The following is a 25936-nucleotide window of genomic DNA, read 5'->3' as shown; positions in this document are numbered from 1 at the left end:
GGAACGCGGGAACTCAGGGGCGGCTGCGGACAGGTACGGGTGTGACAGCTGAGAGGCGGAGCCGAATCCGCGCGGGAGACACCGAGGCGTTCGGGGAGCTCTTCGACGAGCACGCCGACGCGGTCCGTCGGCATGCGGTGTGGAGTGGGAGCGACCCGTCGCTCGCCGACGACGTGGTGTCGCTGACCTTCCTCGAGGCGTGGCGGATCCGCGAGTCGCTGCGCCCGGACGGGGACACTCTCCGGCCGTGGCTGCTGGGCATCGCCACCAATGTGCTGCGCAACCGGCGGCGGGCGGCGCGGCGGCACCGGGAGGCGTTGCGGCGACTGCCGACCGGCGACACGGTCCCCGACTTCGCCGACGAGGTGGTCGGCCGGATGCACGACGCCGACCAGGTGGCCGCCGCCGTGGCGGCGCTGCGGGCACTGCGTAGGGCGGACCGGGAGGTGTTCCTGCTGTGCGTGTGGTCGCAACTGGACTACGTGGCGGCTGCCGAGGCGCTGGGCGTACCCGTCGGGACCGTGCGCTCACGGCTGTCACGGGCCCGGTCCCGGCTGCGGGCGCTGGCCGAGCAGGAAATGGCGCGTACTCGAAGGACCCCCGTCGAGCAGGGAGAGCACCGATGAGCGAGCCCACCGCCCCGCACGTGCCGGCCCTGCCGGCCGTGCGCCGGCAGGCACTGCGACACCATCTCATGAGCGAGATCGGACGGCCGGTCCGCCGGCCGCGACGGATGCTGGTGCTCGCGCCGGCGGCGGGCGTGCTGACCGCCGTTGTCGCGGCCGGTGTGGTCACCCAGCCGTGGGCGCCAGACAGCGCACCGCTGGTCGTGGAGGTCGCGCCGGGCGAACACGGCGGCGCGGCACTACTGCTGAACCGGATGGCCGAGGCGGCCGGCGACGAGCCGGGCCCGACGTCCGGCGAGGGCGAGGGCGAGGGCGAGTACGTCTACATCCGCAGCCGGGGCGCGTACGCCGAGCTGGGCGACGGGCCGGCCCGACTGCAACCGGTACGCGAACGGGAGCTCTGGATCCCGCGCTACGAGCCGGGTGAGGGCCTGCTGCGGGAACCGCGCTTCGACGGACCCCTCTCGGAGGTGATCCCCCGCCAGTCGCGACTCGACGACGTGACGCCGAACGCGGCGTTCGTCGACCTGCCCACCGACCCGGATGCGCTGCTGGCGAAGCTCTACCAGGAGCGGGGCGAACGGGGTCGGGGTAACAGCCGCGACGGCGCGGCGTTCACCGCGATCGGTGACATCCTGCGCGAGTCGCTGGTGCCGCCCCAGACGAGCGCGGCGCTCTACCGGGCGGCGGCGAAGATCCCCGGGGTCGAGATGGTCCGTGGGGTCACCGACGCGGCCGGCCGGCGGGGAATCGCCGTCGGGCACACCGAACTCGACAGACGCGACGAGTGGATCTTCGACGAGCGGACGTACGAGTACCTCGGCGAGCGCAGCTATCTCGTGGCGGACACCCCGGACGGACCCGCCGGCACGGTGCTGGGTACGACGGCGGTGCTGCAACGGGCCGTCGTGTCCACCCTCGGGGAGCGCCCGGAGCGGTAGCCGGTGCACGCGTGACTTGACCCTCGTCCGGGTCGAGGCCCGAGCATCGACGGCATGGACGACCAGCCCACACCCGACCCGACCATGACGCGCATCATCGAAGCGGTGCAGGTGGGCCAGACCGGTGACCCGACCCGAGCCCGGCAGCTCCTCACCGCGCTGTGGGACGAGATCGGCGCCAGCGGCGACGCCCTGCACCGCTGCACCCTCGCCCACTACCTCGCCGACCTGCAGGACACCCCCGAGGTCGAGCTGGTGTGGGACGAACGTGCCCTCGCGGCCGCCACCGACCTCACCGACGAACGCGCCCAACAGCACCACCACACGCTCCAGGTGCGGGGTTTCCTGCCGTCGCTGCACCTGAACCTCGCCGACGTACACCGGCGACTGCGTGACACCGCCCGGGCCCGCGCACACCTGACGACCGCTCGGAGCCTCGCCGAGCACCTGCCGACCGACCAGTACGGCGATCTGGTCCGCGCGGGCATCCAGCACGTCGACCAAGCCCTCGCGGCGGGTTCGACCCAGCGCCTCGACTCGCGTCCCGCCACGGCTGGCTGATCACGCCGCCTACCCCGGGCGCGGAAGCGGGAACCGGTCGGTGGCTACGGCGCGATTGCCGTCGGTTCGGCGAGGTCGTCGCGGGCCGGATCCTGCGGCCGGCGGGGCACCGGGCGAAAATCCTGACCGTCGCGGTGCGGGCGGGCCGACTGGCGCTGCAGGACGACGACGGAGGACAACACCAGGGCACCGCCGACGAGCTGCACCACCGTCAGGTTCTCGCCGAGGACCAGTGTGGCCAGTGCGGCGGTGACCACCGGTTCGACGGTGGACAGGATGGCGGCGGTCGACGGACCGGTGCGCCGCAGCCCGGCGAAGAAGGTCAGCATCGCCACGACCGTGGACACCACGGCGATGCAGGCCAACCAGAACCACCCCCGCCACCCGAAGTTCAGGTCGACGCCGCCGGTCAGCAGGGCGCGGACGGCGAGGGTCCCGGCCGCGCCGGTCAGCACCAGAGCGGACAACACCACGGGCGCCAGCCGGTGCACGACGCTGTCGGCGACCAGGATGTAGATCGTGTACGTCAGCGCGGCGGCGAAGGCCAACAGCGCCCCGAGCGGATGGAAACCCACGCCACCGGCACCGAGCAGGACCAGCAGCGTTCCGCCCGACGCCGCCACCAGCGCGGTGCCGCGTCGCGGGCTGAGCCGGTCCCGGCCGAGCAGCACCGCCCCCACTGTCACCAGGACCGGGTACGTGTAGAGGATCAGAGCCAGCAGCGAGGCGTCCATCAGTTGCAGCGCGGAAAAGAACAGACCCGCCTGGGCGGCGTACCCGACGGCACCCAGCCCGACGGCGATGGCCAGCACCCGGCGGCCGGTCATCGCCGGCCGCCCGGGAGCAGGCGAAGCGCGGCGCAGGCCCGGGCGCACCAGCAGGGCGACGCCGAGCAGGACGGCGGCCAAAGTGAACCGCACCAGCAGCAACTCCCCGGTGGAGACGCCGGCGTCGTAGGCGAGCTTGCCGAAGATCGCCATGGCACCGAAGCACGCCGCGGACAGGAGACACAGTGCTGCACCCATGCAGCAAGGATCGAAGACCCGACCGATCAGGTCCAGCGATGATTCCCGCAGGACAATCGTTAGGATTCCCGCATGATCGAGCTGGACCTGCGGCGGTTGCGCTTCCTGCGTGAGTTCGAGGAGCGCGGCACCCTGGCGGCGGTGGCGGCGGCCCTGGGTTACAGCCCGTCCACGATCTCCCAACAACTCGCCCTGTTGGAGAAGGAGGTCGGCGCCCGTCTGCTCGACAAGGCCGGCCGCGGGGTGCGGCTCACCGACGCCGGTCAGCTTCTCGCCCAGCACGCGCGAGTCCTGCTCTCCGCCGCCGAGGCGGCGCAGGCCGACCTCGCCGCTCTCGGCGGCGACATCCGCGGCACCGTCCGCGCCGGAGGTCTGCAATCAGCGGCCCGCCGCCTGCTCATCCCCGCCGTCGCGCGCCTGAAGGCCGAGCACCCGCAGGTCCGCGTGGAGATCTTCGAACTCGAACTCGAACAGTCCCTGCCCGGCCTGCGCCTCGGCACTGTCGACCTCGTCATCGGCGACGAGTACGACAGCCATCCCCGCCCACGACCGGCCGGTCTGCGCTTCACGCTCCTGCTGGAAGAGCCCCTGAGGATCGTGCTGCCCGCCACGCATCCCCTCGCCCGGTCCGGCGGACCGGTCGCGGTGGCCGACCTGCGCTCCGAGATCTGGGCCGCCTCGGCCGAGGGCACCGGCCACCACGCCATGGTGGTCGGGACCTGCCGTGCCCTCGGCGGGTACGAACCTGACCTGCGGCACCGCTCCAACGACGCCGACGTCCAACTCGAACTGGTCCGCGCCGCGACCGCCGTCGCCCTCATGCCGGCCCTGACCCTGCCCCGCGACGACCCGGCGCTCGCGATCCGGGACATCGCCGAGACCACCCTCAAGCGCAGGCTGGTCGCCGCCACCCGGGACACACCACCAGCTCCGGCGCTCACCGCCATGCTGACGGCGGTGACCGACCAGGTCCACGAACTCGGCGGGTAGCAGTCAACGCAGCATCGCCCGGGTCATCCGACGGGCGGCGACGTACATCGCGACCGAGCCGAACGCGACGAGGTACGCCATCGGGATCAGCAGATCCCAGCTGAGGCGACCCAACGCTGGTTCGCGTACCAGCTCGATGCTGTGGTAGAGCGGCAGCGCCCGGATCACGGGTTGCACCGCCTCCGGGTAGACCGACAGGGGATAGAACGTGGTCGCGAACAGGTACATCGGCAGCATGAACAGCTGGATGTACTGGAAGTCGGCGAAGTCGCGCAGGTACGTGGTGACGGCCAGTCCCGCCGCGGCGAACGCGTACGCGATGAGCACCGACGCCGGTAGGGCCAGCAGCACCCAGGCCGAGGTGACCAACCCACCCACCGCCATGAGGGTGAGGAAGCCGATCGACGTGAGCAACGCGTTGATCATTGCGCTGGTGACCTCGCCGACGGCGATGTCGGTGACGGAGAGCGGTGTCGGCAGGATCGCCTCGTAGGTCTTCTCGACCTTCATCCGGGTGAAGACGCCGAAGCTGGTCTGGTTGAACGCCGTGTTCATGGCGGTCGTGGCCAGGATCGCCGGCGCGACGTAGACGACGTAGGGGACCTCGACCCCGGGGACCGTGCCGACGAGCAGACCGACGCCGACACCGATCGACAACAGGTAGAGGATCGGTTCGACGAGTGCGTTGAGCAGCGGTGTGACCGACCGGCGGTAGATCATGAAGTTGCGTTCGATGAGCGCGAGGGCCCGACGTCTCGTCCACGCCGGCACGACGACGGTGGTCATGGGTGTCTCCACGAGGCTCTGGGCGGGGGTCGTCACGGGTGCAACCGTCGGCGGTAGGTGACGCGGGCGACCAGGAAGCCGCCGATGGCGAGCGTCAGCAGGTAGGCGATGTGCACGGAGCTGCCGCTTACCGTCGCCGTGCCGAGGCTGAGTGCGCGGCACAGCTCCACCCCGTGCCACAGCGGCAGCAGGTAGGACACCGGCCGGATCCACTCGGGTAGCTGCGAGACAGCGAAGAACGTGCCGGAGAACATGTACAGCGGCATGATCACGAAGCGGAAGACCGTGTCGATGTGGCGCAGCTTGCGCACGCCGACCGCCCACGCCGCGGCCGGCGCCGCGAACGCGACCCCGGTGAGCGTCGCGCCGAGCAGCGCGCCGAGGGCCCACCATCCCCCGATCAACCCGAACGCGGCCATCACCACGATAAAGGCGGCGCTGGCCACGAGCACCCGGAACGTGATGAAGAGCAGGTGCCCGGCGGCGAGCTGTTCCGGGTCGAGTGGTGTCGGGGTGGCGCTGCGGTACGCCCCGAAGCCCGCAGCCCGGGCCACGCCCGCGGACCCCTCCAGGAACGCGTTCTGCATCGCGGCGGCCGCCAGCATTCCCGGGGCGAAGAACGCGGCGTAGGAGACGCCGGCGATCTGGGCCGGAGCGTTGTCGTCGACGAGGGAGCCCAGGCCGGCGCCGATGCCGATGAGGAACAGCAACGGGTTCAGCACGTTGATCACGATCGAGCCGCGCCAGGTACGCCGGTAGCGCGTGACCCAGTATCGGAATGCGCGAAGCACCAGTGGTCCCCCTGCTACTCGATGAGCGATCGGCCGGTGAGCTTGAGGAACACGTCCTCCAACGTCGCGCGGCGGACCAACGCGGTGAGCGGTGTGAGCGACATGGCGTGCACCGCGGCGAGGGCGGCCTCTCCGTCGGCGGTGTAGACGAGCACCCGGTCGGGAAGCGGTTCGACACGGCCGTCGCTGCCGGTGGCCAGCGCCGACGTGCGCAGCTTCTCCGCCGCTGTGTCCCGTTCGTCGAGGCGGAAGCGCAGTTCGAGGACCTCCCGCGTGGCGTACCTGTCGATCAGGTCCCGGGGCGAGCCCTGCGCGACGATCCGGCCGTGGTCGACGACGATGAGCCGGTCGCAGAGTTGCTCGGCCTCGTCCATGTAGTGCGTGGTGAGGATGAGCGTGACGCCCTCCTGTTTGAGCTGAAAGAGCCGGTCCCACAGGATGTGTCGCGCCTGTGGGTCGAGGCCGGTGGTCGGCTCGTCGAGCAGCAGGATGTCGGGTTCGTTGATCAGCGAGCGGGCGATGGTCAGCCGCCGACGCATACCGCCGGAGAGCGTCTCGACCTGGTCGCCGGCCTTCTCCTGAAGGTGGGCGAAGTCCAGCAGGCGGTTGGCCCGTTCCCGGATGACGGCGCGTGGCAGGCCGAAGTATCGCCCGTAGATGTGCAGGTTCTCCCGGACGGTCAGTTCGTTGTCCAGGTGGTCGTCCTGGGTCACGACGCCCAGCCGGGCGCGGATCTGCGGCCCCTGTGTCATCGGGTCCATGCCGAGCACGCGCAGGCTGCCGCCGCTGATCGGCGACGTCGCGGCGATCATCCGCATGGTGGTGGATTTGCCGGCGCCGTTGGGGCCGAGGAGCCCGAACGACTCGCCCCGCTCAAGCGCGAAGTCGATGCCGTCGACCGCGCGGAACTCCGCTGTGGACCCCCGTGGTGGATAGGTCTTGGTCAGATTCCTCGCCTGGACCAAAGGTTGCTCACTCACCAAGGCAGCCTAGAAAATCCAACAGTGCACTGCAATATTTAAACGGGTTGCTGTAATTTCCAGACTGCCTCCGGGGGCGCCAGCGATCTCGGTTGCCACCCCCGACCGGACCTGCGAGGGTCGACGGATGTCACCGGTGACCGGCGCCGACCTGCTCCAGGCGGCCGACGAGATGACGCGTGTGCTGCACCCGCACCGCGAGCGCGACTGGTCGGTGCCCGCCGGCACGTTGACGTGGAGTTGCTGGACCACCGCCGCGCACGTCGCGCACGACCTCCTCGCGTACGCCGGTCAGGTCACCGGCCGCCCGGACGACGGCTACCTGCCGTACGACCTGAGGGTCTCCCCCGACGCCAGCCCGGCGCAGACCCTCACCGTGGTGCGGGCCTGCGCCGGCATGCTCGCCGCCGCCGTCGACGCCACCTCGCCCGACGCGCGGGCCTGGCACTACGGCCCCTGCGACCCGGTCGGCTTCGCCGCGATGGGGGTGGCCGAGACCCTGCTGCACACCCACGACATCACCCTCGGCCTCGGCGTGCCGTGGCAGCCACCGCAGCGGCTGACCGCACTGGTGCTGGGGCGACTCTTCCCGGACGCCCCGGCCGGCCCCGCCCCCGAGGTGCTGCTCTGGATGACCGGCCGTGGTGAGTTGCCCGGCCGGGCGCGGCGTACCTCCTGGGTTTGGCGGGCCGCCGTGGAGTGAAGGGCTAAGCAGCGTCGAGGGTGTGCCGGTGACCGTCGAGCGGGAAGGGCGGCCGGGCGGGCAGCACCTCCTGGAACACGAACCCGCACTTCTGTGCCACCCGGCAGGACGCGACGTTGTCCACCTGGTGCAGCAGGTCGAGGCGGGTCACCTGGGGAAACCGGTCGAACGCCCACCGGCTGAGCGCGGTGACCGCGCGCGGGGCGACGCCGCGGCCCCGGGCCCACGACGCCGTCCAGTAGCCCACCTCCGGCGCGGGACGCTCCGGCGTGACCCCCTTGAGCACCACGTTCGCGACCAGCCGTGGACCATCGGCGTGGTCCTGCAGGACGGCGAAGCTGTACCGCCGACCGTCGGCCCAGTCCTGCTGCGTCCGCGACAGCCACCGCCGGCCCTCGTCCGGGCTGGTCACCGGCATCCGGGTCCACCGCCGCAGCACCGGGTCCCGGTAGGCCGCCAGCAGCGCGTCCAGGTCGTCGTCGCGCCAGGGCCGAAGGGCAAGCTCCGACGCCCGCAACTCGATCACCATCCGCACAGTCTGCCGGTGGCGTGCCAGGCCGCCCGGGCGGGTCAGCGCGACCGGCGCCGCCACGGCAGCGGCCACCAGGTACGGCGGGACCGGCGTGGCGGGGCGACGACGCTCACCCGCTCGGTCGGTGCAGTCGAGACGCTGGGCGGGGCGTGCTCGGCGCGCCAGCGGCGGAGCACCTCGTCGACGTTCACCGGACGCACCACCACCCGAGGGCCGTCGGGGTTGCGCAGCCACGCCACGATCTGCGCGTTCAACTGCCCCACGACGTCGCGCACGGACTGTTCGGTGGGCAGGTCGCGGACCTCGTCGGGGATCTGCTCGATGCGTCGGCGCAACTGCAGCGGGGTGGGCAGGAGCAGGTCGCTGGGCAGTGCCTCGCGCTCCAGGAAACTCTTGATCCACCACGACTCGTCGTACGGCATACCCCGGCCGGGGATCGGCTTGCCCATGCCGGGCAGGTTGTCGAACTCGCCGCGCTGGGCGGCTCCCCGGATCTGCGCCTCCACGGCCGCTTCCCACGCTTCGGTCACGCTGCGGCACCTCCCCCTGGTCACGGTAACGCGCCGCGCAAGTACAGCGACGGGCCTCGCGAGAGGTGAGCGCGTCCGGCCCGGCGACCATTCCCGGTCGCCGCGCCGGACCGCAGGCCACGCGCCGCGAGGTGGCCCTGGGCCGGGATGTTCATCCCGATTACGGTCAGTGTGGGGACTATCGAACGGGGGAACACCGGTGGTGGGTTCGGGTGCGTTGCTGGGCATCGCGCTTGTCGCGTTGGGGCTGGTGCTGACACCGGGCCCGAACATGGTCTACCTGGTGTCCCGGTCGGTCGCGCAGGGCCGCCGGGCGGGGCTGGTCTCGCTGCTCGGGGTGGCCGCCGGCTTCGGCGTCTACCTGGCCACGGCGGTCGCCGGCCTGGCCGTCGTCTTCGTCCTGGTGCCGACGCTGTACGCGGTGGTGAAACTGGCCGGCGCCGGTTACCTGCTCTGGCTGGCCTGGCGGACGCTGCGGCCCGGCGGGCACTCACCGTTCACGCCCGCGCCGCTGCCACCGGACCCACCCCGGCGGCTGTTCATCATGGGCCTGGTCACCAACCTGCTGAACCCGAAGATCGCCATCCTCTACGTGTCGCTGCTGCCCCAGTTCGTCGACCCGGCGCGCGGGCACCTGGCGGCGCAGAGCCTGCTGCTCGGCCTCACCCAGATTGCCGTCGCACTGAGCGTGAACGCGCTGATCGTGCTCACCGCCGGCTCCCTCGCCGGTTTCTTCGCCCGCCGACCCGTGTGGCTGCGCGTGCAGCGGTGGGTGACCGGGACGGCCCTCGCAGCGCTGGCCGTGCGGATCGCCACCGACCGGTCCCGCGCGGCGGTCGCCACACCCTGACCCGACGGTCACCGCCCGCGGTGGCGGCGGACCATCCCGGCGGCCAGCGGCGCGGCGTCCAGGTCACCGGCGGCGAGCCGGGCGGCGAGGGTACGGCGTACCAGCCGGTCGGCCAGCGCGGGCGCGTGCCGGCCGACGGCCAGCTCCAGACGTCCACGGGTAGTGGTCGCCACGTCCCGAGGCGCCCGACGGGCGGCGGCCGTACGCAGGATCGCCGCGACGACCCCCTCGACCGGCTCGGGGCGGGACACCCCCTGCAACGACAACCCGGCCTCGGCGGTGCTGTCGTGGATGGGTGAGGCGACCATGCTCGGGTAGACGACGCTGACCCCGACGTGGCTGCCCACCTCGTGCCGCAGCGCGTCGGCGTACGCCACCAGTGCCCGCTTGCTGACCCCGTACGCGGCGGCGAGCGGCAGTGGCAGCACCGCCATCCGACTGGCCACGAAGATCACCCGCCCGTGGGCGGTGAGCAGCGGTGGCAGCGCGGCGGCGGTGGTCCGCCACGCGGCGAGCAGATTGACCTCCAGTTGCCGGCGGACCACCTCGTCGGGTGGCAACTCGGCCGGGGCGGGTCCACCCACCCCGGCGTTGTTGATCAGCAGGTCGAGCCCGCCGAGCTGGTCGACGGCGGCCCGCACCGCCGGTGCCACGGCGTCCGGGTCGGTCAGGTCGCAGCCGAGCACCGGCACGTCACCGTCGGGGCGCGCGTGCAGGTCGAGCCCCATCACCCGCGCGCCGGCGGCGCTCAGCGCCGTACCGAGATGTCGACCGAAGGTGCCGCTCGCCCCGGTCAGCAGCACCCGCCGGCCGGCCAGCGACCGGTTCGTCACCGTCCGGCCCCGGCTGCGGCCCGGCGGCCTCCAGCGGCCAACTCCCGGGTCAACTCGGCCAGGTAGACGTCGAAGTCCACCCGCATCGCCGGGCGGCGCTGACCCCAGCGGGCGGTCGCGGCCCGCAGCTCGGCCCGGCAGGCGGCCCGCTGTCGCTGCGGGTCCGGCAACGCGTACCGGCCGGCGAGGTGCGCGGCGATCAGTTTGGCCTGCGCCTCGACCAGGGGGAACGCCGACCCGGTGGACTGCACCAGCCCGACGAAGGTCAGGCCGGGGGCGTCCGGGTGGAACACGTGCCGGTACAGCGGCAGGCTGTCGGCGCCCTCGCCGAGCAGCGCCGGGTCGAGGAACGGGACCGCCACCCGGTAGCCGGTGCACCAGATGATCAGGTCGACGCTGTCGCTGCGGCCGTCGGTGAACTCGACCCGCTCGCCGTCGACGGAGGCGACGCCGGGCCGGGCCTCGACGTCGCCGTGGGTCAGCCGGGACAGCAACCCGTCGGACAGCGTCGGATGGTCCTGCAGGAAGCCGTGGTTCGGCGCGGGCAACCCGTAGCGGGTGGGGTTGCCGACGGTGGCACTCAGCATCGTCTGGCTGATGCGTTGCCGCAGCCGCCACGGCAGCCGACGGGCCAGCGCCCCGTTGAGGGTGTCCGAGGGGCGACCCAGCAGGTACTTCGGCACCACCCAGACGCCCCGGCGCAGCGACAGCAAGGTGCGGGTCGCGGCGTACGAGGCGTCCACGGCGATGTCCATCGCGGAGTTGCCGCCGCCGACGACGAGGACCCGTTTGCCGACCAACTGCTCCGGACCCCGGTAGTCGTGGCTGTGCATCTGTTCGGCGGTGCAGGTGCCGGGGTACGACGGCTCGGGCAGCCGGGGCACCCGGTTGTGTCCGTTGGCGACGACCACGGCGTCGACGGTGACCTCGACCGGCCCGCCCGGCGCGCTCGCGGCCACCGTCCAGGTGTCGTCCGGATTCCGGGTGACCCGCTCGACGGTGTGGCGCAGCCGGATGTGCTCGCCCAACCCGAACCGGTCCACGTAGTCGGCCAGGTAGCCGGCGACCCGACGGTGGTCGGGGTAGTCGGGCCAGTCGGTGGGCATCGGGTGGTCGGCGAACTGGGTGCGGCCCCGGCTGGTGTTCAGGTGCAACGTCCGGTACGCGGGCGAGTCGGGCGCGCCGTAGACCCAGAGGCCGCCGACCTGGTCGGTGGCCTCGAAGCAGACCACCGACGCGTTGGCGTCGCGCAGCGCCTTGACCGCGGCGAGCCCGGCCGCGCCGGCGCCGATCACCGCCACCTGAGGTGGTACGCCCATCGCCGCCCCCATCTAATCCAACGTCCGATGGATAATCGTCGCCGGGCGGCGACCCGTCAAGTCGTCGGGGGCCCGTACAACCCGTCGAGCAGGCGATGCACGAACGCCCGGAACTCGCGCCGCTCCCGAGCGCCCGGCGCGCCCGCCGCCAGCGCCACCACGTGGCCGTGCGTCGCCCACACCAGGCTGCGCACCGTGATGTGCGGGGTCGGCTCGGCCAGCGCCCCGGCCGCCGCGGCGGCGGTGAGCAACTCGGCGACCAACCGGTACAACGGGTCGGCGTAGCGCTGGTCGAGCTCGGCGTGCCGCTGGGGTTCCAGCCAGCGACGCAACCACAGTGCGGTGGTCTCCGGCCGGTCCTGCAGGAAGTCGACGAAGACGTCGACCAGCTCGTGCAGGGCTCGCCGGGCCGCGTCCGGCCCCGCGTCGAGAGCGGCGCGGGCCTGCTCGGCGGCTTCCGTCAGGACCTCCCGCTCGGCCGCGAAGACCCGGGCGAAGCAGGCGTCGTAGAGCGCTGCCTTCGTACCCGTGTGGTGCACGACCGTGGCGACGTCGACCCCGGCGGCGGCGGCGACCTCCCGCAGCCCGACGGCGTCGAAGCCACGCTCGGCGAACAGCGCTGTCGCGGCGGTGAGCACCACCTCGCGGGTCGGCCGGGTCTCGTCGCGCCGCGGGCGACCCGGACGGCGTCGGGGCATGGTCATGGCCGCCATTCTGCCCCTAGAATCCAGCAACCGTTGGATTGCGGAGAGGATGCGGCGATGACCGGGCTCGACCGGCGGCCCGCGGCCGCCACCGACACGACGCTCCCCCGTGGCCCCCTGGCGGGCTTCGCGGCCGGCTCACTCGGCATGGGCGTGTGGGTGACCGTGCCCGGCCTGCTGCTGCTCTACTTCCTCACCGACGTGCTGGCCGTCGGCCCGTGGCTGGCCGGCCTCGCGCTGCTGCTGCCGAAGATCGCCGACGTTGTGCTGCACCCCTGGGTGGGGCACCGCGCCGACGTCGAGCAGACCCGACGCGGCGACCGACGTCGCCTGCTGCTGCTCGGCTGCGCCCTGCCGGTCGCGTTCGCCGCGTTGTTCGCGGTGCCCGGTGGCCTGACCGGCGCACCGGCGGCCGCGTGGGTGGCGGTGTTCTTCGTCGCCGGCAACCTGCTCTTCGCCGCCTACCAGGTCCCCTACCTGGCCACCCCGGCGGACCTGCGCATCGGTTATGACGAACGCACCCGGCTGATGGCGTTCCGGATGGTCGTGCTGACCCTGGGCATCCTGGTGTCCGGTCTGCTGGCCCCGCTGCTCACCGGCGGCGACGCCGCGACCCGCGCCGGCTACCAGCGGATGGGCGTTGTCCTCGCCGTCGGGATGCTGGTGGCCATGCTGGTCGGTGTCGCCGGCATCTCCCGGCTGCGCGGCTCGGCGGCGGACTCCGCCCCGGCGGGGCACGGCGGCTGGCGGGCCCTGCGCACCGCGCTGCGCGATCGGCAGTTCCGCTGGCTCGTCGCCGCCTACCTGGCGATGTCCACCACCACCCACCTGGTGCTCGCCGGGGTGCCCTACTACGCCGAGTACGAGCTGCGGGCCCCCGGCCTGACCACGGTGCTGGTCGCCGCGTTCGTCGCGCCGGCGCTGCTGGTCACCCCGGCCTGGCTGGTGGTGGCCCGCCGCGTCGGCAAACAACGGGCGCTGCTCGGCGCGCAGGGCGCGTTCGCCCTGGGGTCGCTGGTGCTGGCGGTGGGCAGACCGGCCGGCCTGCCGGTGCTGATCGGCGCGGTGGCGGTGCTCGGGGTGGCGTTCGCCGGCATGCAACTGCTGCCGTTCTCGATGCTGCCCGACGTGATCCGCGCCGCCAGTACCACCAGCGCCGACGCCGCCACCACCGGCGCCGGCACCTACACCGGGGTGTGGACGGCCACCGAGGCCACCGGCGCGGCGCTGGGCCCGTACGCCTACGCCCTGTGCCTGACCGTCGGTGGTTTCGTGGCGTCGGCGGCCGGTGAGTCCCCGGTACAGCCGGACGCGGCGCTCGCCGCGGTCCGCTACGGCTTCGGGTTGCTGCCGGCGGTGGCGATGCTCGCGGCCCTGCTGCTGCAACGCCGCTACACCCTGGACGCGACCGCCCGGGCGACGAGGTGAACGGCCGGCACTAGACTTCGCCCTCGATGGACGCCCAGCCCAGCACCACCGAAACCCGCCCGTGCGCCCACTGTGGAGCGCCGGTGGCGCAGCGTGTCGGCGCGGGCCGGCCGTTTCGCTACTGCCGGGACAACGACGGCGCCTGCCAGCGCGCCTCACGCAACAGCCGGATGCGCCACCGCAACGCCCCCGGCCTGCCCGGGCAGGTGGCCCGTACCTGGGAGGCGGTGGACCGTCTCGACCAGATCGTCGAGACGTTGACCGAGTCGCTGCACGCCGAGTTGTCCCCGGTGGGTGTGCAGCGGCAACTCGCGCAGGCCCGCGCGGAGGCCGCCACCGAGGTCGCGGCGGCGCAGACCGAACGTGACGAGGCCCGCGACGACGCCGAGGCCGCGGCGGCCGACGCCGCACGGGCCCGGGAGCAGGCCCGTGGTGCCCTCGCCGAGGCCGACGACGCCCGGCAGCGCGCCGAGCAGGCGGCGCGGCGGGCCGCCGTGGCCGACGAACGGGCCCAGCACGCCGAGGCGGCCCGCGACCAGGCACGCCACGACGCCAGCGCCGCCGAGGCGTTGCGCGCCCAGGCGGAACGCGACCGGGACCAGGCCCGCGCCGAGGTGCGTGACCTGCGGGCCGAGCGGGACACCGAACGGCAACGGGTGACCGACCTGATTGTGGACCGGGACGCGGCGCGCGCCGACGCCGAACGGGCCACCCGGGCCGCCGCCGAGGCGACCGAGCGGGCCGGGCGGTGGCAGGCCGAGGTGCAGGACGTGCGGCGTCAGATCGAGCAGGCCCGCGCCGACGCCGCGCGGACCCGCGCCGAGGCCGCCGACGCCGCCCGCGCGCGCGAGCAGGCCGACCGTGCCCGCGACCGGGCGTTGGTCGCGGCCCGGGAGGCCGACGACGCCCGGCAGGAGGCCGCCGAACTCGCGGCGCGGCTGCGCGCGGAGTTGGCCGCCACCGCCGCCCAGCGGGACACCCTGAGCACCGAGCTGAGCGCCGCCCGGCAGGCCACGGCCACCGCCGAAGGCCAGGTCACCGCCCTGACGGTACGACTCGACGCCGCCGAAACCGACCGGGATCTGGCCCAGCGGCGGGTGGCGCAGCTCGGTGACCAGGTCAGCGATCTGGCGTTGGCGTTGGCCCGGCTGGGTCCCGGGCCGACGGGCGAGGCGAACGGCTGAGCGGGCCGCCGCAACCTCCCGAGTGTCCGGGCGGTTAACATCCCCGGTGGCAGCGGACACACCGCCGTTGCGACCCGCCCGGGGATCACCCGGCCGGGTGACCGTCCCGGCCGGTTACCCTTGGTCCCGGTCCGCCCGTGGACGCCTCCCGCCCTCGGGCGGGAATGGCTCGACGGGAACACACCGTTACACCCAGAAGACCAGCACCACGAACGAGGGGAAGTCGATCATGGGCGAGCGTATGCTGCGCGGAAGCCGCCTTGGCGCGGTGAGCTACGAATCCGACCGCAACACGGAGCTCGCGCCGCGTCAGACCCGCGAGTACCTGTGCGCCAAGGGCCACCAGTTCGAGGTGCCGTTCGCCGTCGACGCCGAGGTCCCGACGACCTGGGAGTGCAAGTTCGACGGCAGCGTCGCCCGACTCGTCGACGGCAGCGAGCCGGAGCAGAAGAAGGCCAAGCCCCCGCGTACCCACTGGGACATGCTCCTGGAGCGGCGTTCGATCGCCGAGCTGGAGGACATCCTCGAGGAGCGCCTGCAGGAGGTTCGGACCCGCCGCGGCCGCGCCTGAGCCGCACGACGAACAACGACGCCGCCCCCGGGGTTTCACCCCGGGGGCGGCGTCGTTGTCAGTGCTCTCAGTGACGACCGGGTTCGACGATCTCTCCCTCGATGGCCCGCCCGCCGTCGACCACCACCGGTTGCTCCGGTTGCGGGGTCGGTGACGCCGTCGATTGCGGCGCACCCTGGCGCACCCGCACCGTGCGGGGGCCGAACAGGTCAACGGCGACCATCGACGACACCCGCCGCTCGGTGGCGCCCCGCACCCCGGCGCGGGCCAGTCGCCGCGCCGGCGGCACCAGCAGCAGCAACCCGGCCAGCCCGCTGACCAGACCGGGCACCGCGAGCAGCAACGCGCCGGCCAACCCCACGAGCCCGTCGGTCACCTGCCCGCCCGGTGGTTGCCCGGCCGCCGCGGCGGAGCGGAACCCGCGCCAGGCGCGCATCCCCTCGCGGCGCAGCAGCACCAACCCGAGCAGGGACGCCGCGAAGACCAGCAGCACGGCCACCCCGAAACCCAGCGCCCGCCCCACACCGACGAACACCACCAGCTCCAGCACCACCGCCAGCAACAGGGCCAACGGTACGAACCTCAGTCCTCGGCGCATCTCACCTCATCGCCATTCCCGCGACACCATGGGCGTGTCCCGCTCATCCAGCATGACACGTCCGCGCTCACGGCCACCGCGCCTGACCGCTGGCCGTACCGTTCAGGCCCCGGCGCACCGCCTGGCGGCGGTCCTGCACACCCCAGGCGGTGATCCGCCACAGCGCCTCGGCCACGATCTTCGGGCTCATCTTGCTGTCCCCACGTTCCCGTTCGGCGAAGGTGATCGGCACCTCCACGATCCGCACACCGGCCTGGTGTGCCAGACGGGACAGCTCCACCTGGAACGAGTAGCCCTGGGAGGTCACCGACTCCAGGTCGATGGCGTCCAACGCGCTGATCCGGTACACCCGGTAACCGCCGGTGGCGTCGGAGACGGGCATGCCCAACGCCAGACGCGCGTACAGGTTCCCGCAGCGCGACAGCAGCAGCCGCCGCAACGGCCAGTTGACCACCTGCGCGCCGCTGGTCCACCGCGACCCGATCACCACGTCGGCGTCACGGGCGGCGTCCAGCAGCGCGGGCAGGTCCTCCGGGGCGTGCGAGCCGTCGGCGTCCATCTCCACGACCGCCTGGTAGCCGCGCTCCCGGGCCCAACCGAACCCGGCCAGGTACGCCGCGCCGAGACCCTCCTTGCCATGGCGGTGCAGCACCTGCACGTGGGCGTCGCCGTCGGCGAGGGCGTCGGCGATCGCGCCGGTGCCGTCGGGGCTGTTGTCGTCGGCGATGAGGATCCGCACCGCCGGTGCGGCGCGCCGGACCCGGCCCACGATCGCCGCGATGTTGTCGGCCTCGTTGTAGGTGGGGATCACCACCAGCACGCGGCCCACCCCGGGCACCTCGTCCGGGCGTCGGATCGTATCGGTCGCCTGGATCACGGTTCCTCCGCTCCCGCCGGCGTACCGGCTGTTGCTATCCGGGCATGATCCGTTGCCGCCGGCGCAGCACCGCGGCACCGACCAGGGCCGCCACGGCCAGCGCGGCGAGCACCACCTCCGGCCACCAACCGAGCCGGGTGGCGAGGGTACGTCCGTCGTCGAGGCGCACCTGCCGCACCACGACCTCCCGGGTGTTGAACCCGGTGGCATCGCTTACCCGCCCGTCGGGTGCCACGAACCCGGACACCCCGACCGTGGAGGCCATCAACGCCGGCCGGCCGTGCTCGACGGCCCGCAACCGGACCATCGCCAACTGCTGGCGGGCCTCCGCCACGTCGAAGGTGGCGTTGTTGGTCTGCACGACCAGCAGCTGCGCGCCGCCGACGACGGTGTCGCGGACCACCTCGTCGTAGGCGACCTCGAAGCAGATCACGTCACCCAGCACGGCCGGGCCGGCGCGTACCACGCCCGGGGTGCTCCCCGGCACGAAGTCGCTGCGGATCAGGTCGACCTGCTTGCTGACCATGCGGGCCACGTCGCGCAGCGGCACGTACTCGGCGAACGGCACCGGGTGGCGTTTGGTGTACAGCTGCTCGAGGTCCGCGCCGGTGCCGGGCCGCCACAGGATGCCCGCGTTGCGGACCTGCCCGGCGCCCGGCCCGAGCAGCACCGCCCCGACCAGGATCGGCACGCCGATGGTGTCGGCGGCCTGGGAGATCCGCGCCCCGGCGCTGGGGTTGCGCAGCGGGTCGATGTCGCTGGAGTTCTCCGGCCACACCACCAGGTCGGGTTGGCGTTGCTGGCCGGCGGCGACCCGGGCGGCCAGTTCGAGGGTGGCGTCGACGTGGTTGTCGAGCACCGCCTGCCGTTGGGCGTTGAAGTCCAGACCCAGGCGCGGCACGTTGCCCTGCACGATCGCCACGGTGACGCCCGCACCGGACCCGGCGGCGGCGACGGGCACGAGCAGCGCCCCGGCGCTCAGCGCGACCGCCAGGGCCGCCGGTACGGCCACCGGCGCCCACCGCCGCACCGACCCGGTGACCGGGGCGGCGTCGGCACTGTCGATGGTCGGCTCGGTGCCGGCCGGCCCCGTGGTCGCGCCGGTGCCGGTGGGGCCGATGTGCCTGCTGGGACGCAGTGTGCACCAGGCACGCCAGGCGGCGGTGACGAACAGCCCGCCCAGCAGCGCCACCGCGAAGGTCACCAGCGGGGCGCCGCCCAGCGAGGCCAGGCGCAGCAGCGGGGAGGTGTCCTGACTGAACGCCAGCCGCCCCCACGGGAACCCACCGAACGGGGTGCGGTCACGCAGAGCCTCCTGCCCGACCCACAACAGCCCGGTCAGCACCGGCCACGACCAGCGGACACGGTCGACCAGCGGTGACACCCAGGCGGTGGCCACGCCGAGCAACGCCAGGTAGCCGGCCTGCAACAGCGACAGCAGCACCCACGGCAGGTACCCGGTGTGCAAATTCGTCCAGGCCAGCAGCGGGGCGAAGAACGCGACCCCGGTGAGGAAGCCCAGGCCGGCGCCGGCCCGCAACCGCCGCCGGTGGGTGGCGGCGGCCAGCAACGCCACCCCGATCGGGGCGAGCGGCCACACCCCGTACGGGGGGAACGCCACCAGCAGGGCCAGGCCGGCGGCCACGGCCAGGGGCGCGGCGACCCGCAGCGGCAGCGGCCGACCGGCGACCGGCGCGCCGGTCACCGCGGGGGCGGGGACTTCGTCCCGGTCCAGCATCGTCACCGCAGCTTCACCTCGATCACGGGGCGAAGGCTACCTGGCCGAGCGCTGGAGCAGCCGCATCGGGCAGCCGGCAGCGAGCGGTGGGGCGCGATCACGGAAAGCGGCACGGGCGCGGTCCGCGCCTCGGTAGGGACGAAATCGGGGCGCGGCTCGCGCCGCGCCCCGATGCTCCCAGGCCCTTCCCGGCCGGTGTGGCGAGGATGGGGCACGACGACCTTCGGACCGACCGGACGTGGACTGGCTGCCCCCGCCGGGCCGTTGTCTACTGGCCGTGCACCTCACCCTGCCCGTACACCGGTAACCGCGGCCGGTTCGCGCCGCCCCGCCGACCCCCGCCCGCTGGACCTGGCCGCCGCGACGATGACGCTGAAACATGTCGCTCGGCCAGCGGACGAAGGGACGAAGCGAACAACAGCCGCTTCCCGTGGTAGGACTCAAAGACGGTACGTGCCGACCCCCGTCGGTTGTCAACCCACACCCGGCCTGTCGTGTGTTGCGACACGGCGTGTCGGTCGGCGCGTCTCAATGCGTCCGCAGATGGTGACGCAACAGCGCCCCCGCCGCCACCCCGTGCTCCGGCGCGAGGAGCCCCCCGGCGGCCAACACGTAGTCGGCGTCGACCACCGCGGCGGCCGCGCGCGGCAACGCCCACCCGCCGGCGTGGTCGGCGAGGACCGCCGCCAACACCTGCCCCGACACGGACGTCGACGCGTGCCGCAGCACCCCACCGGAACCCACCAGCAACCGCACGTCCCGCAGGTCCCGTCCGGCCCGCTCACCCGTCGCGGCGCCCCGCGCGTGGCGGCGCAACGCCACCGTCGCGGCGAGGGTGGCGATCCGGGCATCCACGGCCCGTTCGGCGTCGTCGACGGCCAGGAACGCCGGATCGGCCGCCCGACGGTCCGCCGCGTCCGTCAGGTCCTCGGCGTCGCCCGGGCTGAGCAGCCGCTCCTCGACGGCCGCGCGCAGCACACCGGGGGCGCTCCACCGCATGCCTAGATCACCCTCGACGGTGCGGGCCCGCCACAGACTGCCGGCCACCTCCCGCCCGGGCCCGGTGGCCCGCTCGTCAGGGGTGAGCACCGAGTACACGTCGGTGGTGGCCCCACCCACGTCGACCACGGCCAGGTCACCGCCGACGGCGTCGGCGAGGACCTCCACACCGGTGAGGACCGCGTCGGGGGTGGCCGCACGGACCAGCCGCGCGAACCGGGGGCCCCGCGACAGCCGCTTACCGCCGATGACGTGGCGCAGGAACACCGCGCGGATCGCCGCCCGCGCCGACGCCGGGGCGAGGACCCCGATGCGCGGCAGGACGTTCTGCGCGCCCGTCACCGGCACCCCGGCAGCCTCCAGCAGCGCGGTGAGGTCCTCGCGGACGTCGGCGTTGCCCGCGTACACCACCGGCACCCGCCACCGGGCACGGGCCAGCCGGGTCGCGTTGTGGGTGACCGTGTCAGCGTCCCCGCCGTCGGTGCCACCGACGAGCAACACCACATCCGGTCGGGCCGCCCGCAACGCCGTCAGGTCCGCCGCGCCCAGCAGCCCGGCCGCCACGTGCACCACGTGCGCGCCGGCGGACAACCCGACCCGCCGGCCCGCCTGAGCGGTCACCAGCGGCTCGTAGCCGATCACGGCCAGCCGCAGCCCACCGCCGGCCGACGAGCACACGTACCACGGCACGTCGCGCGCCCCGAGCCCGGCGGTCGCCGCCGCGACCGCGGCGTCCAGGCCGTGCAGCACGTCGGTACCGACGGTGGTGGGCGCCGACGCCGCTCCCACCAGCACACCGGCGGCCAGGTCCACCACCGCCGCCTTGGTGTACGTGGACCCGACGTCCGCGCAGACCGCCAGGGTCACCGGTCTGCCTGTTCGCGACTGCGGGGCTCGCAACCCCGGCTCACTCCTCGCGACTCACCGTGCCTTGGGTGTGAGCGACTGCGGGGCTCGCAACCCCGGCTCACTCCTCGCGACTCACGCTGGCGGCGGGAACGACCACGGTGCCGGTCGCGGTGACCGCCACGATCGGCGGGTCCAGGACCTCCGCGGCGGACTCGGAGCGGTCCGGACGACCCCGGCACACCACCGCACACGACAACTCCAGGGTGCGGCTGCGGGTACCGACCCGCGACACCTGCGCGGTCACCTCCACCACGTCCCCGGCGCGGATCGGCGCGCTGAACCGCACATCGGAGTACCCGGCGAACAACCCCTCGTCGCCGTCGGTACGGATACACACCTCGGTGGCCACGTCACCGAACAACCCGAGGGCGTACGCCCCGTCGACGAGGTGACCCGCGTAGTGCGCGTGCGAGTACGGCACATACCGCCGGTGCGTCACCGTCAACCCGAGCCGTGCGTCGGTCATGCCATCGCCTTCCTCATGCCATCGCCTTCCGTTGCGTGATCAGGGCGTGCACGAGGTAACTGGCCACCTCGCCGGGAGTGGTGCCCCGACCGAAGATCCGGTCCACACCCAACTCGTCGGTCATCGTCTCGTCGAACCGGGGACCACCGACGATCAGCAACGGGCGCCGCCCCGCCGGCATCGCCTCCCGGAACGCCGCGGACATCTCCCGCGTGTTGTGCAGGTGCGCGTCGCGTTGCGTGACGACCTGCGACACGAGCACCGCGTCGGCCTTCTCCACCCGCGCGGTCTCCACCAACTCCGGCACGCTGACCTGCGCACCCATGTTGGTGACCTTCAACTCGCGGTAGTACTCCAGGCCCTTCTCCCCCGCGATGCCCTTCACGTTGAGGATCGCGTCGATGCCCACGGTGTGCGCGTCGGTGCCGATGCACGCCCCGACCACCGACAGCTTGCGCCGCAGCCGCTGCTTGATCACCGTGTTGACGTCCTTGGCCGACAGCAGGGCGAAATCCCGTTCCACCACCTGCACCGCGTTCAGGTCGACCAGGTGGTTGACCCGCCCGTACACGACGAAGAACGTGAACCCGTCGCCCATCGGTTTGGCGTGCACCACCATCGCCGGGTCGATGCCCATCTTGTTGGCCAACTGCACCGCCGCGCCCTCGGCGCGCTTGTCGTGCGCCACCGGCAGGGTGAACGACACCTGCACCATCCCGTCACCGGTGGTGTCCCCGTACGGTCGCACGATCGCCTTACTCACGCCCCGCCTCCAGGATGTCGGTGGCCGGGTTGCAGTAGTCCGCCTCGTGCGCGGCGACCCCGTCCAGACCCTTGCCCCGATCCGCGGGCCGCTTCATGATCCCGAAGGTGCCCTCCGCGATGGCCGTCAGCAGGGTCTGTTCCCCGATGCGGTCCAGCAGATCGAGGGCCTCACCGAGCACCTGGTTGGCGCGGCGGCGGATGAACCCGTCCGGCGCGGGCACGAAGTCCTCGTGCAGCCCACCGGCCGCCCCCAGCACGTACCGCACGTTCTGCAGGGCGATGTCCCGGTCGGACAACCACGGCGTCACCACCGCCTCGGTCATCATCCCCACCAGCAGGATGCCCTGACCGGTCAGCGCACCGGCGAGGTTGAAGAACCCGTCGAGCAGGTTGCCCCGGAACACGTCACCGGTCATGTGCTTCGTCGGTGGCATCCACTTCAACGGCGCGTCGGGGAACAACTCCCGGGCCAGCAACGCGTGCGCCAACTCCAGGCGGAACGACTCCGGCACCTCCGGGTTGATCTCGAACGCGTGCCCCAGCCCCAACTGCCAGTCCGCCAGCCCCGCCTCGTGCGCGAAGAACTCGTTGAGCAACTGCGACACCGTCACCGTGTGCGCCTCGTCGACCGCGTCGGCGGTGGTCAGGTAGTTGTCCTCACCGGTGTTGATGATGATCCCGGCGCGGGCGTGCACCTGCCGGGAGAACCGCTGGTCAACGAACGTCCGCACCGGGTTGATGTCGCGGAACAGGATCCCGTACATCGAGTCGTTGAGCATCATGTCGAGCCGCTCCAGGCCGGCGAGGGTCGCCATCTCCGGCATGCACAACCCGGACGCGTAGTTGGTCAACCGCACGTAGCGGCCCACCTCCTTCGACGACTCGTCCAACGCCGCCCGCATCAACCGGAAGTTCTCCTGCGTGGCGTACGTGCCGGCAAAACCCTCCCGGGTCGCGCCCTCGGGCACGTAGTCCAGCAACGACTGCCCGGTGGAACGGATCACCGCGATCACGTCCGCGCCGGCCCGCGCCGCCGCCTGCGCCTGCGGAATGTCCTCGTAGATGTCCCCGGTCGCCACGATCAGGTAGATCCACGGCCGCTGCTTCGGGTCACCGTGCCGCTTGATCAACCGGTCCCGCTCGGCGCGCCGCCGGTCGATGCGCCGCACGCCCGCCCCGACCGCCCTACGCGCCGCCGTCCGGGCCGCCGCCGCCGCCCGCCCGGAGGGCTGGGTGAACCGCACCGACCCGGCCGCGGCCTTCTGCGCCAGCAACGTCACATCCGTGACGCCCTCGCGGGTCAGCGCGTCGAACACCGGCACCGCCACCCCGTGCCCCAACCCCACATCCCCGGCGACCGCGTCGACGAGCCGGTTCACCCACGGAATGCCGTCCGGGTCGGCGCCGGTCACCCCGGCCAGCCGCAGCACCGCCCGCTCCACCGACACCGTGGTATGGCTGCGCGCCAGGTCCACCACCGGCTGCCCGGCCCGACGCGCCAACTCCCGCGCCCGCGCCACCAGCACCGGATCAAGATCAAGCTTGCTGGTCACGCCGCCGCCCCCGACACACCGCTCGTCCGCTCGCTCACGACGACCCCTCCTCGTAGATGACCTCACCGCGCAGCACCAGACGCCGGCACACCGGCAACGGCGTCGGGTCCTGCGGACCCCGCAGGTCCGGGTCCTCGGCCTGCAACACCGGCAGACCCCGCTCCACCCCCGCTGGCGTCGACCACACCGCGAACGTCGCCGGCGCACCCAACGCGAGGACCCCCTCGACGTCCAGGTGCACCGCCCGCCACCCACCACGGGTGTGCGCGGCGAACGCCGCCCGCACACTCATCCGCTGCGCCGGGTTGTGATGCGCCACCGCCGCCCGCACCGACCCCCACGGGTCCAGCGGCGTCACCGGCGAATCCGACCCGAACGCCAACGCCACACCCACCGAGTGCATCGCACCCATCGGGTTCGACTCCAACGACCGGTCCAACCCCAACCGCGCCTCGTACATCCGGCCCGCACCACCCCACAACCGGTCGAACGCCGGCTGCATGCTCGCCACCACCCCGTACTCCACGAACCGCGCGATCAACCGCTTGTTCATGATCTCCGCGTGTTCGATCCGGTGCCGGGCCGCCCGCAACCGCTCCACACCCACCGTCGCGGCCGCCGCAGCGAACCCGTCCAGGACCGTGGCGATCGCCGCGTCGCCGATCGCGTGGAACCCGCCCTGCATCCCGTGCGCCGCACAGTCCAACAGGTGATCGCGCACCTGCTCGGCCGTCAGATACCCGTGCCCGCAGCCGTCACCGTCGCCGTACGGCTGCGACACGTGCGCCGTGCGCGACCCCAACGCCCCGTCGGCGAACAGGTCCCCACCGGCGCCCACCGCACCCAGCTCCCGGGCCCGCGCCGCGCCACCCAACTCACCCCAGTACCCGTACACCTCCGGCAACCCCGCACCGGAGATCCCCAGCAACCCGGTGAAGTCCTCCTCGTCGGAGATCTCCGGGCCACCACACTCGTGCACCGCCGCGATCCCCAACGACGCCGCGTGCGCCAGCGCCACCCGCTGCGCCGCGACCCGCTGCGCCCGACTCACCGACCCCTGCGCCGCCGCCCGCACCACGTGGTGCGCGTCGCGCCGCAACCAGCCCGACTCGTCGTACCCGGCCGACCGCGCCGCCTGCGGACACGCCGCCAGCAGCGCCGACGACACCAACGCCGAATGGATCGACGCCTGCGACAGGTACACCCGCCGCCCACCGGCCGCCCGATCCAACGCCGCCGCGTCCGGCAACGACGGATCCGACCACCCCGACTCATCCCAGCCGTGCCCCAGCACCACCGCGTCCGCCGGCAGCCCCGCCGCGAACCCGGCCACCGCGTCCAACAACTGCGCCGCCGAGCGCACCCCGGACAACTCCAGCCCGGACAACGCCAACCCCGTGTCGGTGGCGTGCACGTGCGCGTCCACGAACGCCGGCGTCACCAACGCCCCGTCCAGGTCCACCACCCGGTCCGCCGGCGGCGCATCACCGTCGGTCCCCAACCAGGCAATCCGCCCACCGGACACCAGCAGCGCGGTAGCGCTCGGGTCGGCGGGGCAGTGCAGCACGCCGCCGCGGTACAACGTCGAGGGGTTCGTCATGACCTCAGTCTGCCGCGACCCGCGCCGCGAACAGCTGACGCACCCCCGGCTCGGCACGCAGCAGCCCCAACGCCAACTCCGCGTGCCCCGGCACGTACCCGTTGCCCACCAGCATCGTCACGTCCGCCGCCAACCCCTCCGCGCCCAACGCCGCCGCCGAGAAGCTCGTCGCCATCGAGAAAAAGATCACCGTGCCGCCGTCGGCCGTGGCGAGGACCGCACCGTGCTCACACCCCGGCACGTCCACGCACACCACAGTGACGTCCGCCGGCGCGCCCAGCGCGGTGGTCACCGCCGTGGACAACCCCACCGGATCCCGCGCGTCGGCCAACGCCACCACCGACGCCAGCCCGGCGGCCGTCAGCGCGTCCCGCTCGGCGGCCACCGGAACCACGCCGACGGTACGCGCGGCACCCACCCGCCGCGCCGCCGCCAGCGACAGCGACCCGCTCTTACCGGCCCCGCCGATCACCGCGACCCGCACCGGAGTCGGGTCACCGGCACGCTGCCGATCTTCGACGTAGCGCGACACCACCCGGGCGGTCAACGCGGGCGCACCGCACACGTCCAGCACCGCCAGGGACAACTGCGGGTCCTCGTCGTCGGGCAGCACCGCCGCGATGGACCGCGCGAACAGGATCGCCCACCCGTCGCAGGGCACCTGCTCACTGCGGCCGTCCCAGCGGGCCAACCCGTCGGTGATCACCAGCGGCGTCAGCGTCAACGACACCAGGGTCGCCACCCGCTCGCCCACCTTGAGCCCCAGCGGGGACCGCCGGCCGGCCTCCTCGACCGTGCCGATCAGCATCCCACCCGACCCGGTCATGGGGTTCTGCATCTTCCCCCGGGTCGAGATGATCTCCAGCACCTCGGCGCGGACCGCGTCGCCGTCACCGCCGTGCTTCTCCGACAACTGCCGGAAACTCGCCGCGTCCAGGTTCAGCCGCTGCACCCGGATCCGCACCTCGTTCGGCGCGATCGCCGCCGACGCGTCCAGGCGCCAGGCCGCCTGCGGCAGCACCCCCGCCGGTTGCACGACGCGGTGCAGTCCCACCGGTGACGTCACGCCAACCTCCC

27 protein-coding genes are annotated in these 25936 nt (G+C 73.1%); 9 read left to right on the top strand and 18 right to left on the bottom strand.

Annotation, left to right across the window (positions count from 1 at the left end; all coding sequences use genetic code 11):
• The first annotated feature begins 41 nt into the window (after positions 1-41).
• Genes O7614_RS17240 through O7614_RS17230 form a run of 3 tightly spaced genes read left to right on the top strand, consistent with a single transcriptional unit; the run spans position 42 to position 2128 of the window.
• Positions 42-626: an RNA polymerase sigma factor gene (locus O7614_RS17240; RefSeq protein WP_278139481.1), complete on the top strand. Its 585-nt coding sequence runs from the start codon at positions 42-44 to the stop codon at positions 624-626.
• Complete coding sequence (locus O7614_RS17235; RefSeq protein ID WP_278139480.1) at positions 623-1567, top strand: CU044_5270 family protein; 945 nt, start codon at positions 623-625, stop codon at positions 1565-1567. Before O7614_RS17240 ends, O7614_RS17235 begins: the two co-directional genes overlap by 4 nt.
• Positions 1568-1621: 54 nt before the next feature.
• Complete coding sequence (locus O7614_RS17230) at positions 1622-2128, top strand: hypothetical protein (RefSeq protein ID WP_278139479.1); 507 nt, start codon at positions 1622-1624, stop codon at positions 2126-2128.
• 44 nt (positions 2129-2172) lie between these two features.
• On the opposite strand, the gene O7614_RS17225 is transcribed toward O7614_RS17230, so the two are convergent.
• Positions 2173-3153 carry a DMT family transporter gene (locus O7614_RS17225; RefSeq protein ID WP_278139478.1) on the bottom strand — a complete coding sequence of 327 codons (981 nt, stop codon included), beginning with the start codon at positions 3151-3153 and terminating at the stop codon, positions 2173-2175.
• Positions 3154-3225: 72 nt separating this feature from the next.
• Here O7614_RS17225 and O7614_RS17220 point away from each other — a divergent pair, with 72 nt between their 5' ends.
• Entirely contained in the window at positions 3226-4143 is a 918-nt protein-coding gene (locus O7614_RS17220; protein ID WP_278139477.1) for a LysR substrate-binding domain-containing protein, read from the top strand.
• A 3-nt stretch (positions 4144-4146) separates the two neighbouring features.
• Here the strand turns inward: O7614_RS17220 and O7614_RS17215 are convergent, their stop codons facing one another.
• Genes O7614_RS17215 through O7614_RS17205 form a run of 3 tightly spaced genes read right to left on the bottom strand, consistent with a single transcriptional unit; the run spans position 4147 to position 6703 of the window.
• Positions 4147-4929: an ABC transporter permease gene (locus O7614_RS17215; protein ID WP_278139476.1), complete on the bottom strand. Its 783-nt coding sequence runs from the start codon at positions 4927-4929 to the stop codon at positions 4147-4149.
• A 32-nt stretch (positions 4930-4961) separates the two neighbouring features.
• On the bottom strand, positions 4962-5720 hold the full coding sequence (locus O7614_RS17210; RefSeq protein ID WP_278139475.1) for an ABC transporter permease: 759 nt from the start codon (positions 5718-5720) through the stop codon (positions 4962-4964).
• Between the two features lie 14 nt (positions 5721-5734).
• The gene (locus O7614_RS17205; RefSeq protein ID WP_278139474.1) at positions 5735-6703 is read right to left on the bottom strand and encodes an ABC transporter ATP-binding protein; all 969 of its coding nucleotides are present in this window, start codon (positions 6701-6703) and stop codon (positions 5735-5737) included.
• Positions 6704-6827: 124 nt separating this feature from the next.
• On the opposite strand from O7614_RS17205, the gene O7614_RS17200 reads away from it, so the two are divergent.
• Positions 6828-7403: a maleylpyruvate isomerase N-terminal domain-containing protein gene (locus O7614_RS17200; RefSeq protein ID WP_278139473.1), complete on the top strand. Its 576-nt coding sequence runs from the start codon at positions 6828-6830 to the stop codon at positions 7401-7403.
• Between the two features lie 4 nt (positions 7404-7407).
• On the opposite strand, the gene O7614_RS17195 is transcribed toward O7614_RS17200, so the two are convergent.
• Both O7614_RS17195 and O7614_RS17190 read right to left on the bottom strand, forming a co-directional pair.
• Positions 7408-7932 (bottom strand): GNAT family N-acetyltransferase, encoded by a 525-nt coding sequence (locus tag O7614_RS17195; RefSeq protein ID WP_278139472.1) that lies wholly within the window; start codon positions 7930-7932, stop codon positions 7408-7410.
• 41 nt (positions 7933-7973) lie between these two features.
• A complete protein-coding gene (locus tag O7614_RS17190; protein WP_278139471.1) occupies positions 7974-8465 on the bottom strand; it encodes a DUF1992 domain-containing protein in 492 nt (163 codons plus the stop codon).
• 199 nt (positions 8466-8664) lie between these two features.
• On the opposite strand from O7614_RS17190, the gene O7614_RS17185 reads away from it, so the two are divergent.
• Complete coding sequence (locus O7614_RS17185; protein WP_278139470.1) at positions 8665-9315, top strand: LysE family translocator; 651 nt, start codon at positions 8665-8667, stop codon at positions 9313-9315.
• An 8-nt stretch (positions 9316-9323) separates the two neighbouring features.
• On the opposite strand, the gene O7614_RS17180 is transcribed toward O7614_RS17185, so the two are convergent.
• The 3 genes from O7614_RS17180 to O7614_RS17170 are packed head-to-tail and all read right to left on the bottom strand — an operon-like array spanning position 9324 to position 12171.
• Positions 9324-10148: an SDR family NAD(P)-dependent oxidoreductase gene (locus O7614_RS17180; RefSeq protein WP_278139469.1), complete on the bottom strand. Its 825-nt coding sequence runs from the start codon at positions 10146-10148 to the stop codon at positions 9324-9326.
• Positions 10145-11467, bottom strand: a complete 1323-nt coding sequence (locus tag O7614_RS17175; protein WP_278139467.1) for an NAD(P)-binding domain-containing protein — start codon at positions 11465-11467, stop codon at positions 10145-10147. Before O7614_RS17175 ends, O7614_RS17180 begins: the two co-directional genes overlap by 4 nt.
• A 56-nt stretch (positions 11468-11523) precedes the next feature.
• A complete protein-coding gene (locus O7614_RS17170) occupies positions 11524-12171 on the bottom strand; it encodes a TetR/AcrR family transcriptional regulator (protein ID WP_278139466.1) in 648 nt (215 codons plus the stop codon).
• A gap of 57 nt (positions 12172-12228) precedes the next feature.
• Between O7614_RS17170 and O7614_RS17165 the strand changes: the two genes are divergently transcribed.
• The 3 genes from O7614_RS17165 (at position 12229) to O7614_RS17155 (ending at position 15354) form a co-directional block, all read left to right on the top strand.
• Positions 12229-13599, top strand: a complete 1371-nt coding sequence (locus tag O7614_RS17165) for an MFS transporter (protein WP_278139465.1) — start codon at positions 12229-12231, stop codon at positions 13597-13599.
• A 26-nt stretch (positions 13600-13625) separates the two neighbouring features.
• Positions 13626-14783, top strand: a complete 1158-nt coding sequence (locus O7614_RS17160) for a hypothetical protein (RefSeq protein ID WP_278139464.1) — start codon at positions 13626-13628, stop codon at positions 14781-14783.
• Between the two features lie 229 nt (positions 14784-15012).
• Complete coding sequence (locus O7614_RS17155; RefSeq protein ID WP_030327608.1) at positions 15013-15354, top strand: RNA polymerase-binding protein RbpA; 342 nt, start codon at positions 15013-15015, stop codon at positions 15352-15354.
• Between the two features lie 67 nt (positions 15355-15421).
• On the opposite strand, the gene O7614_RS17150 is transcribed toward O7614_RS17155, so the two are convergent.
• The 9 genes from O7614_RS17150 to O7614_RS17110 all read right to left on the bottom strand — a co-directional run bounded on the left by O7614_RS17150 (position 15422) and on the right by O7614_RS17110 (position 25913).
• The gene (locus O7614_RS17150; protein WP_278139463.1) at positions 15422-15952 is read right to left on the bottom strand and encodes an FxsA family protein; all 531 of its coding nucleotides are present in this window, start codon (positions 15950-15952) and stop codon (positions 15422-15424) included.
• A 67-nt stretch (positions 15953-16019) separates the two neighbouring features.
• Positions 16020-16829: a polyprenol monophosphomannose synthase gene (locus tag O7614_RS17145; RefSeq protein ID WP_278139462.1), complete on the bottom strand. Its 810-nt coding sequence runs from the start codon at positions 16827-16829 to the stop codon at positions 16020-16022.
• Between the two features lie 34 nt (positions 16830-16863).
• On the bottom strand, positions 16864-18567 hold the full coding sequence (lnt, locus tag O7614_RS17140; RefSeq protein ID WP_278142288.1) for an apolipoprotein N-acyltransferase: 1704 nt from the start codon (positions 18565-18567) through the stop codon (positions 16864-16866).
• 528 nt (positions 18568-19095) lie between these two features.
• Positions 19096-20433 carry a glutamate mutase L gene (locus O7614_RS17135; RefSeq protein WP_278139461.1) on the bottom strand — a complete coding sequence of 446 codons (1338 nt, stop codon included), beginning with the start codon at positions 20431-20433 and terminating at the stop codon, positions 19096-19098.
• 100 nt (positions 20434-20533) lie between these two features.
• Positions 20534-20941 carry a hotdog domain-containing protein gene (locus O7614_RS17130; RefSeq protein WP_278139460.1) on the bottom strand — a complete coding sequence of 136 codons (408 nt, stop codon included), beginning with the start codon at positions 20939-20941 and terminating at the stop codon, positions 20534-20536.
• Positions 20942-20954: 13 nt separating this feature from the next.
• Positions 20955-21704 carry an OAM dimerization domain-containing protein gene (locus O7614_RS17125; protein WP_278139459.1) on the bottom strand — a complete coding sequence of 250 codons (750 nt, stop codon included), beginning with the start codon at positions 21702-21704 and terminating at the stop codon, positions 20955-20957.
• Complete coding sequence (locus O7614_RS17120) at positions 21697-23259, bottom strand: lysine 5,6-aminomutase subunit alpha (RefSeq protein ID WP_278139458.1); 1563 nt, start codon at positions 23257-23259, stop codon at positions 21697-21699. The genes O7614_RS17125 and O7614_RS17120 overlap by 8 nt, the downstream gene beginning before the upstream one ends.
• A gap of 34 nt (positions 23260-23293) precedes the next feature.
• On the bottom strand, positions 23294-24859 hold the full coding sequence (locus O7614_RS17115; RefSeq protein ID WP_278139457.1) for an amidohydrolase: 1566 nt from the start codon (positions 24857-24859) through the stop codon (positions 23294-23296).
• 4 nt (positions 24860-24863) lie between these two features.
• Positions 24864-25913 (bottom strand): zinc-binding alcohol dehydrogenase, encoded by a 1050-nt coding sequence (locus O7614_RS17110; RefSeq protein ID WP_278142287.1) that lies wholly within the window; start codon positions 25911-25913, stop codon positions 24864-24866.
• Positions 25914-25936: the final 23 nt, after the last annotated feature.

Origin of the sequence: Micromonospora sp. WMMD961 (assembly GCF_029626145.1) — a bacterium.
Taxonomy (GTDB): Bacteria; Actinomycetota; Actinomycetes; order Mycobacteriales; family Micromonosporaceae; genus Micromonospora.
This window is presented reverse-complemented; position numbering and strand designations above follow the sequence as displayed.

Bases quoted from the DNA above. Each gene is read 5' to 3' on its own strand.
- O7614_RS17235 (WP_278139480.1), top strand. From the start codon at position 623: ATGAGCGAGCCCACCGCCCCGCACGTGCCGGCCCTGCCGGCCGTGCGC.
- O7614_RS17230 (WP_278139479.1), top strand. From the start codon at position 1,622: ATGGACGACCAGCCCACACCCGACCCGACCATGACGCGCATCATCGAA.
- O7614_RS17225 (WP_278139478.1), bottom strand. From the start codon at position 3,153: ATGGGTGCAGCACTGTGTCTCCTGTCCGCGGCGTGCTTCGGTGCCATG.
- O7614_RS17220 (WP_278139477.1), top strand. From the start codon at position 3,226: ATGATCGAGCTGGACCTGCGGCGGTTGCGCTTCCTGCGTGAGTTCGAG.
- O7614_RS17215 (WP_278139476.1), bottom strand. From the start codon at position 4,929: ATGACCACCGTCGTCGTGCCGGCGTGGACGAGACGTCGGGCCCTCGCG.
- O7614_RS17200 (WP_278139473.1), top strand. From the start codon at position 6,828: ATGTCACCGGTGACCGGCGCCGACCTGCTCCAGGCGGCCGACGAGATG.
- O7614_RS17195 (WP_278139472.1), bottom strand. From the start codon at position 7,932: ATGGTGATCGAGTTGCGGGCGTCGGAGCTTGCCCTTCGGCCCTGGCGC.
- O7614_RS17175 (WP_278139467.1), bottom strand. From the start codon at position 11,467: ATGGGCGTACCACCTCAGGTGGCGGTGATCGGCGCCGGCGCGGCCGGG.
- O7614_RS17170 (WP_278139466.1), bottom strand. From the start codon at position 12,171: ATGACCATGCCCCGACGCCGTCCGGGTCGCCCGCGGCGCGACGAGACC.
- O7614_RS17165 (WP_278139465.1), top strand. From the start codon at position 12,229: ATGACCGGGCTCGACCGGCGGCCCGCGGCCGCCACCGACACGACGCTC.
- O7614_RS17160 (WP_278139464.1), top strand. From the start codon at position 13,626: ATGGACGCCCAGCCCAGCACCACCGAAACCCGCCCGTGCGCCCACTGT.
- O7614_RS17155 (WP_030327608.1), top strand. From the start codon at position 15,013: ATGGGCGAGCGTATGCTGCGCGGAAGCCGCCTTGGCGCGGTGAGCTAC.
- O7614_RS17150 (WP_278139463.1), bottom strand. From the start codon at position 15,952: ATGCGCCGAGGACTGAGGTTCGTACCGTTGGCCCTGTTGCTGGCGGTG.
- lnt (WP_278142288.1), bottom strand. From the start codon at position 18,567: ATGCTGGACCGGGACGAAGTCCCCGCCCCCGCGGTGACCGGCGCGCCG.
- O7614_RS17130 (WP_278139460.1), bottom strand. From the start codon at position 20,941: ATGACCGACGCACGGCTCGGGTTGACGGTGACGCACCGGCGGTATGTG.
- O7614_RS17115 (WP_278139457.1), bottom strand. From the start codon at position 24,859: ATGACGAACCCCTCGACGTTGTACCGCGGCGGCGTGCTGCACTGCCCC.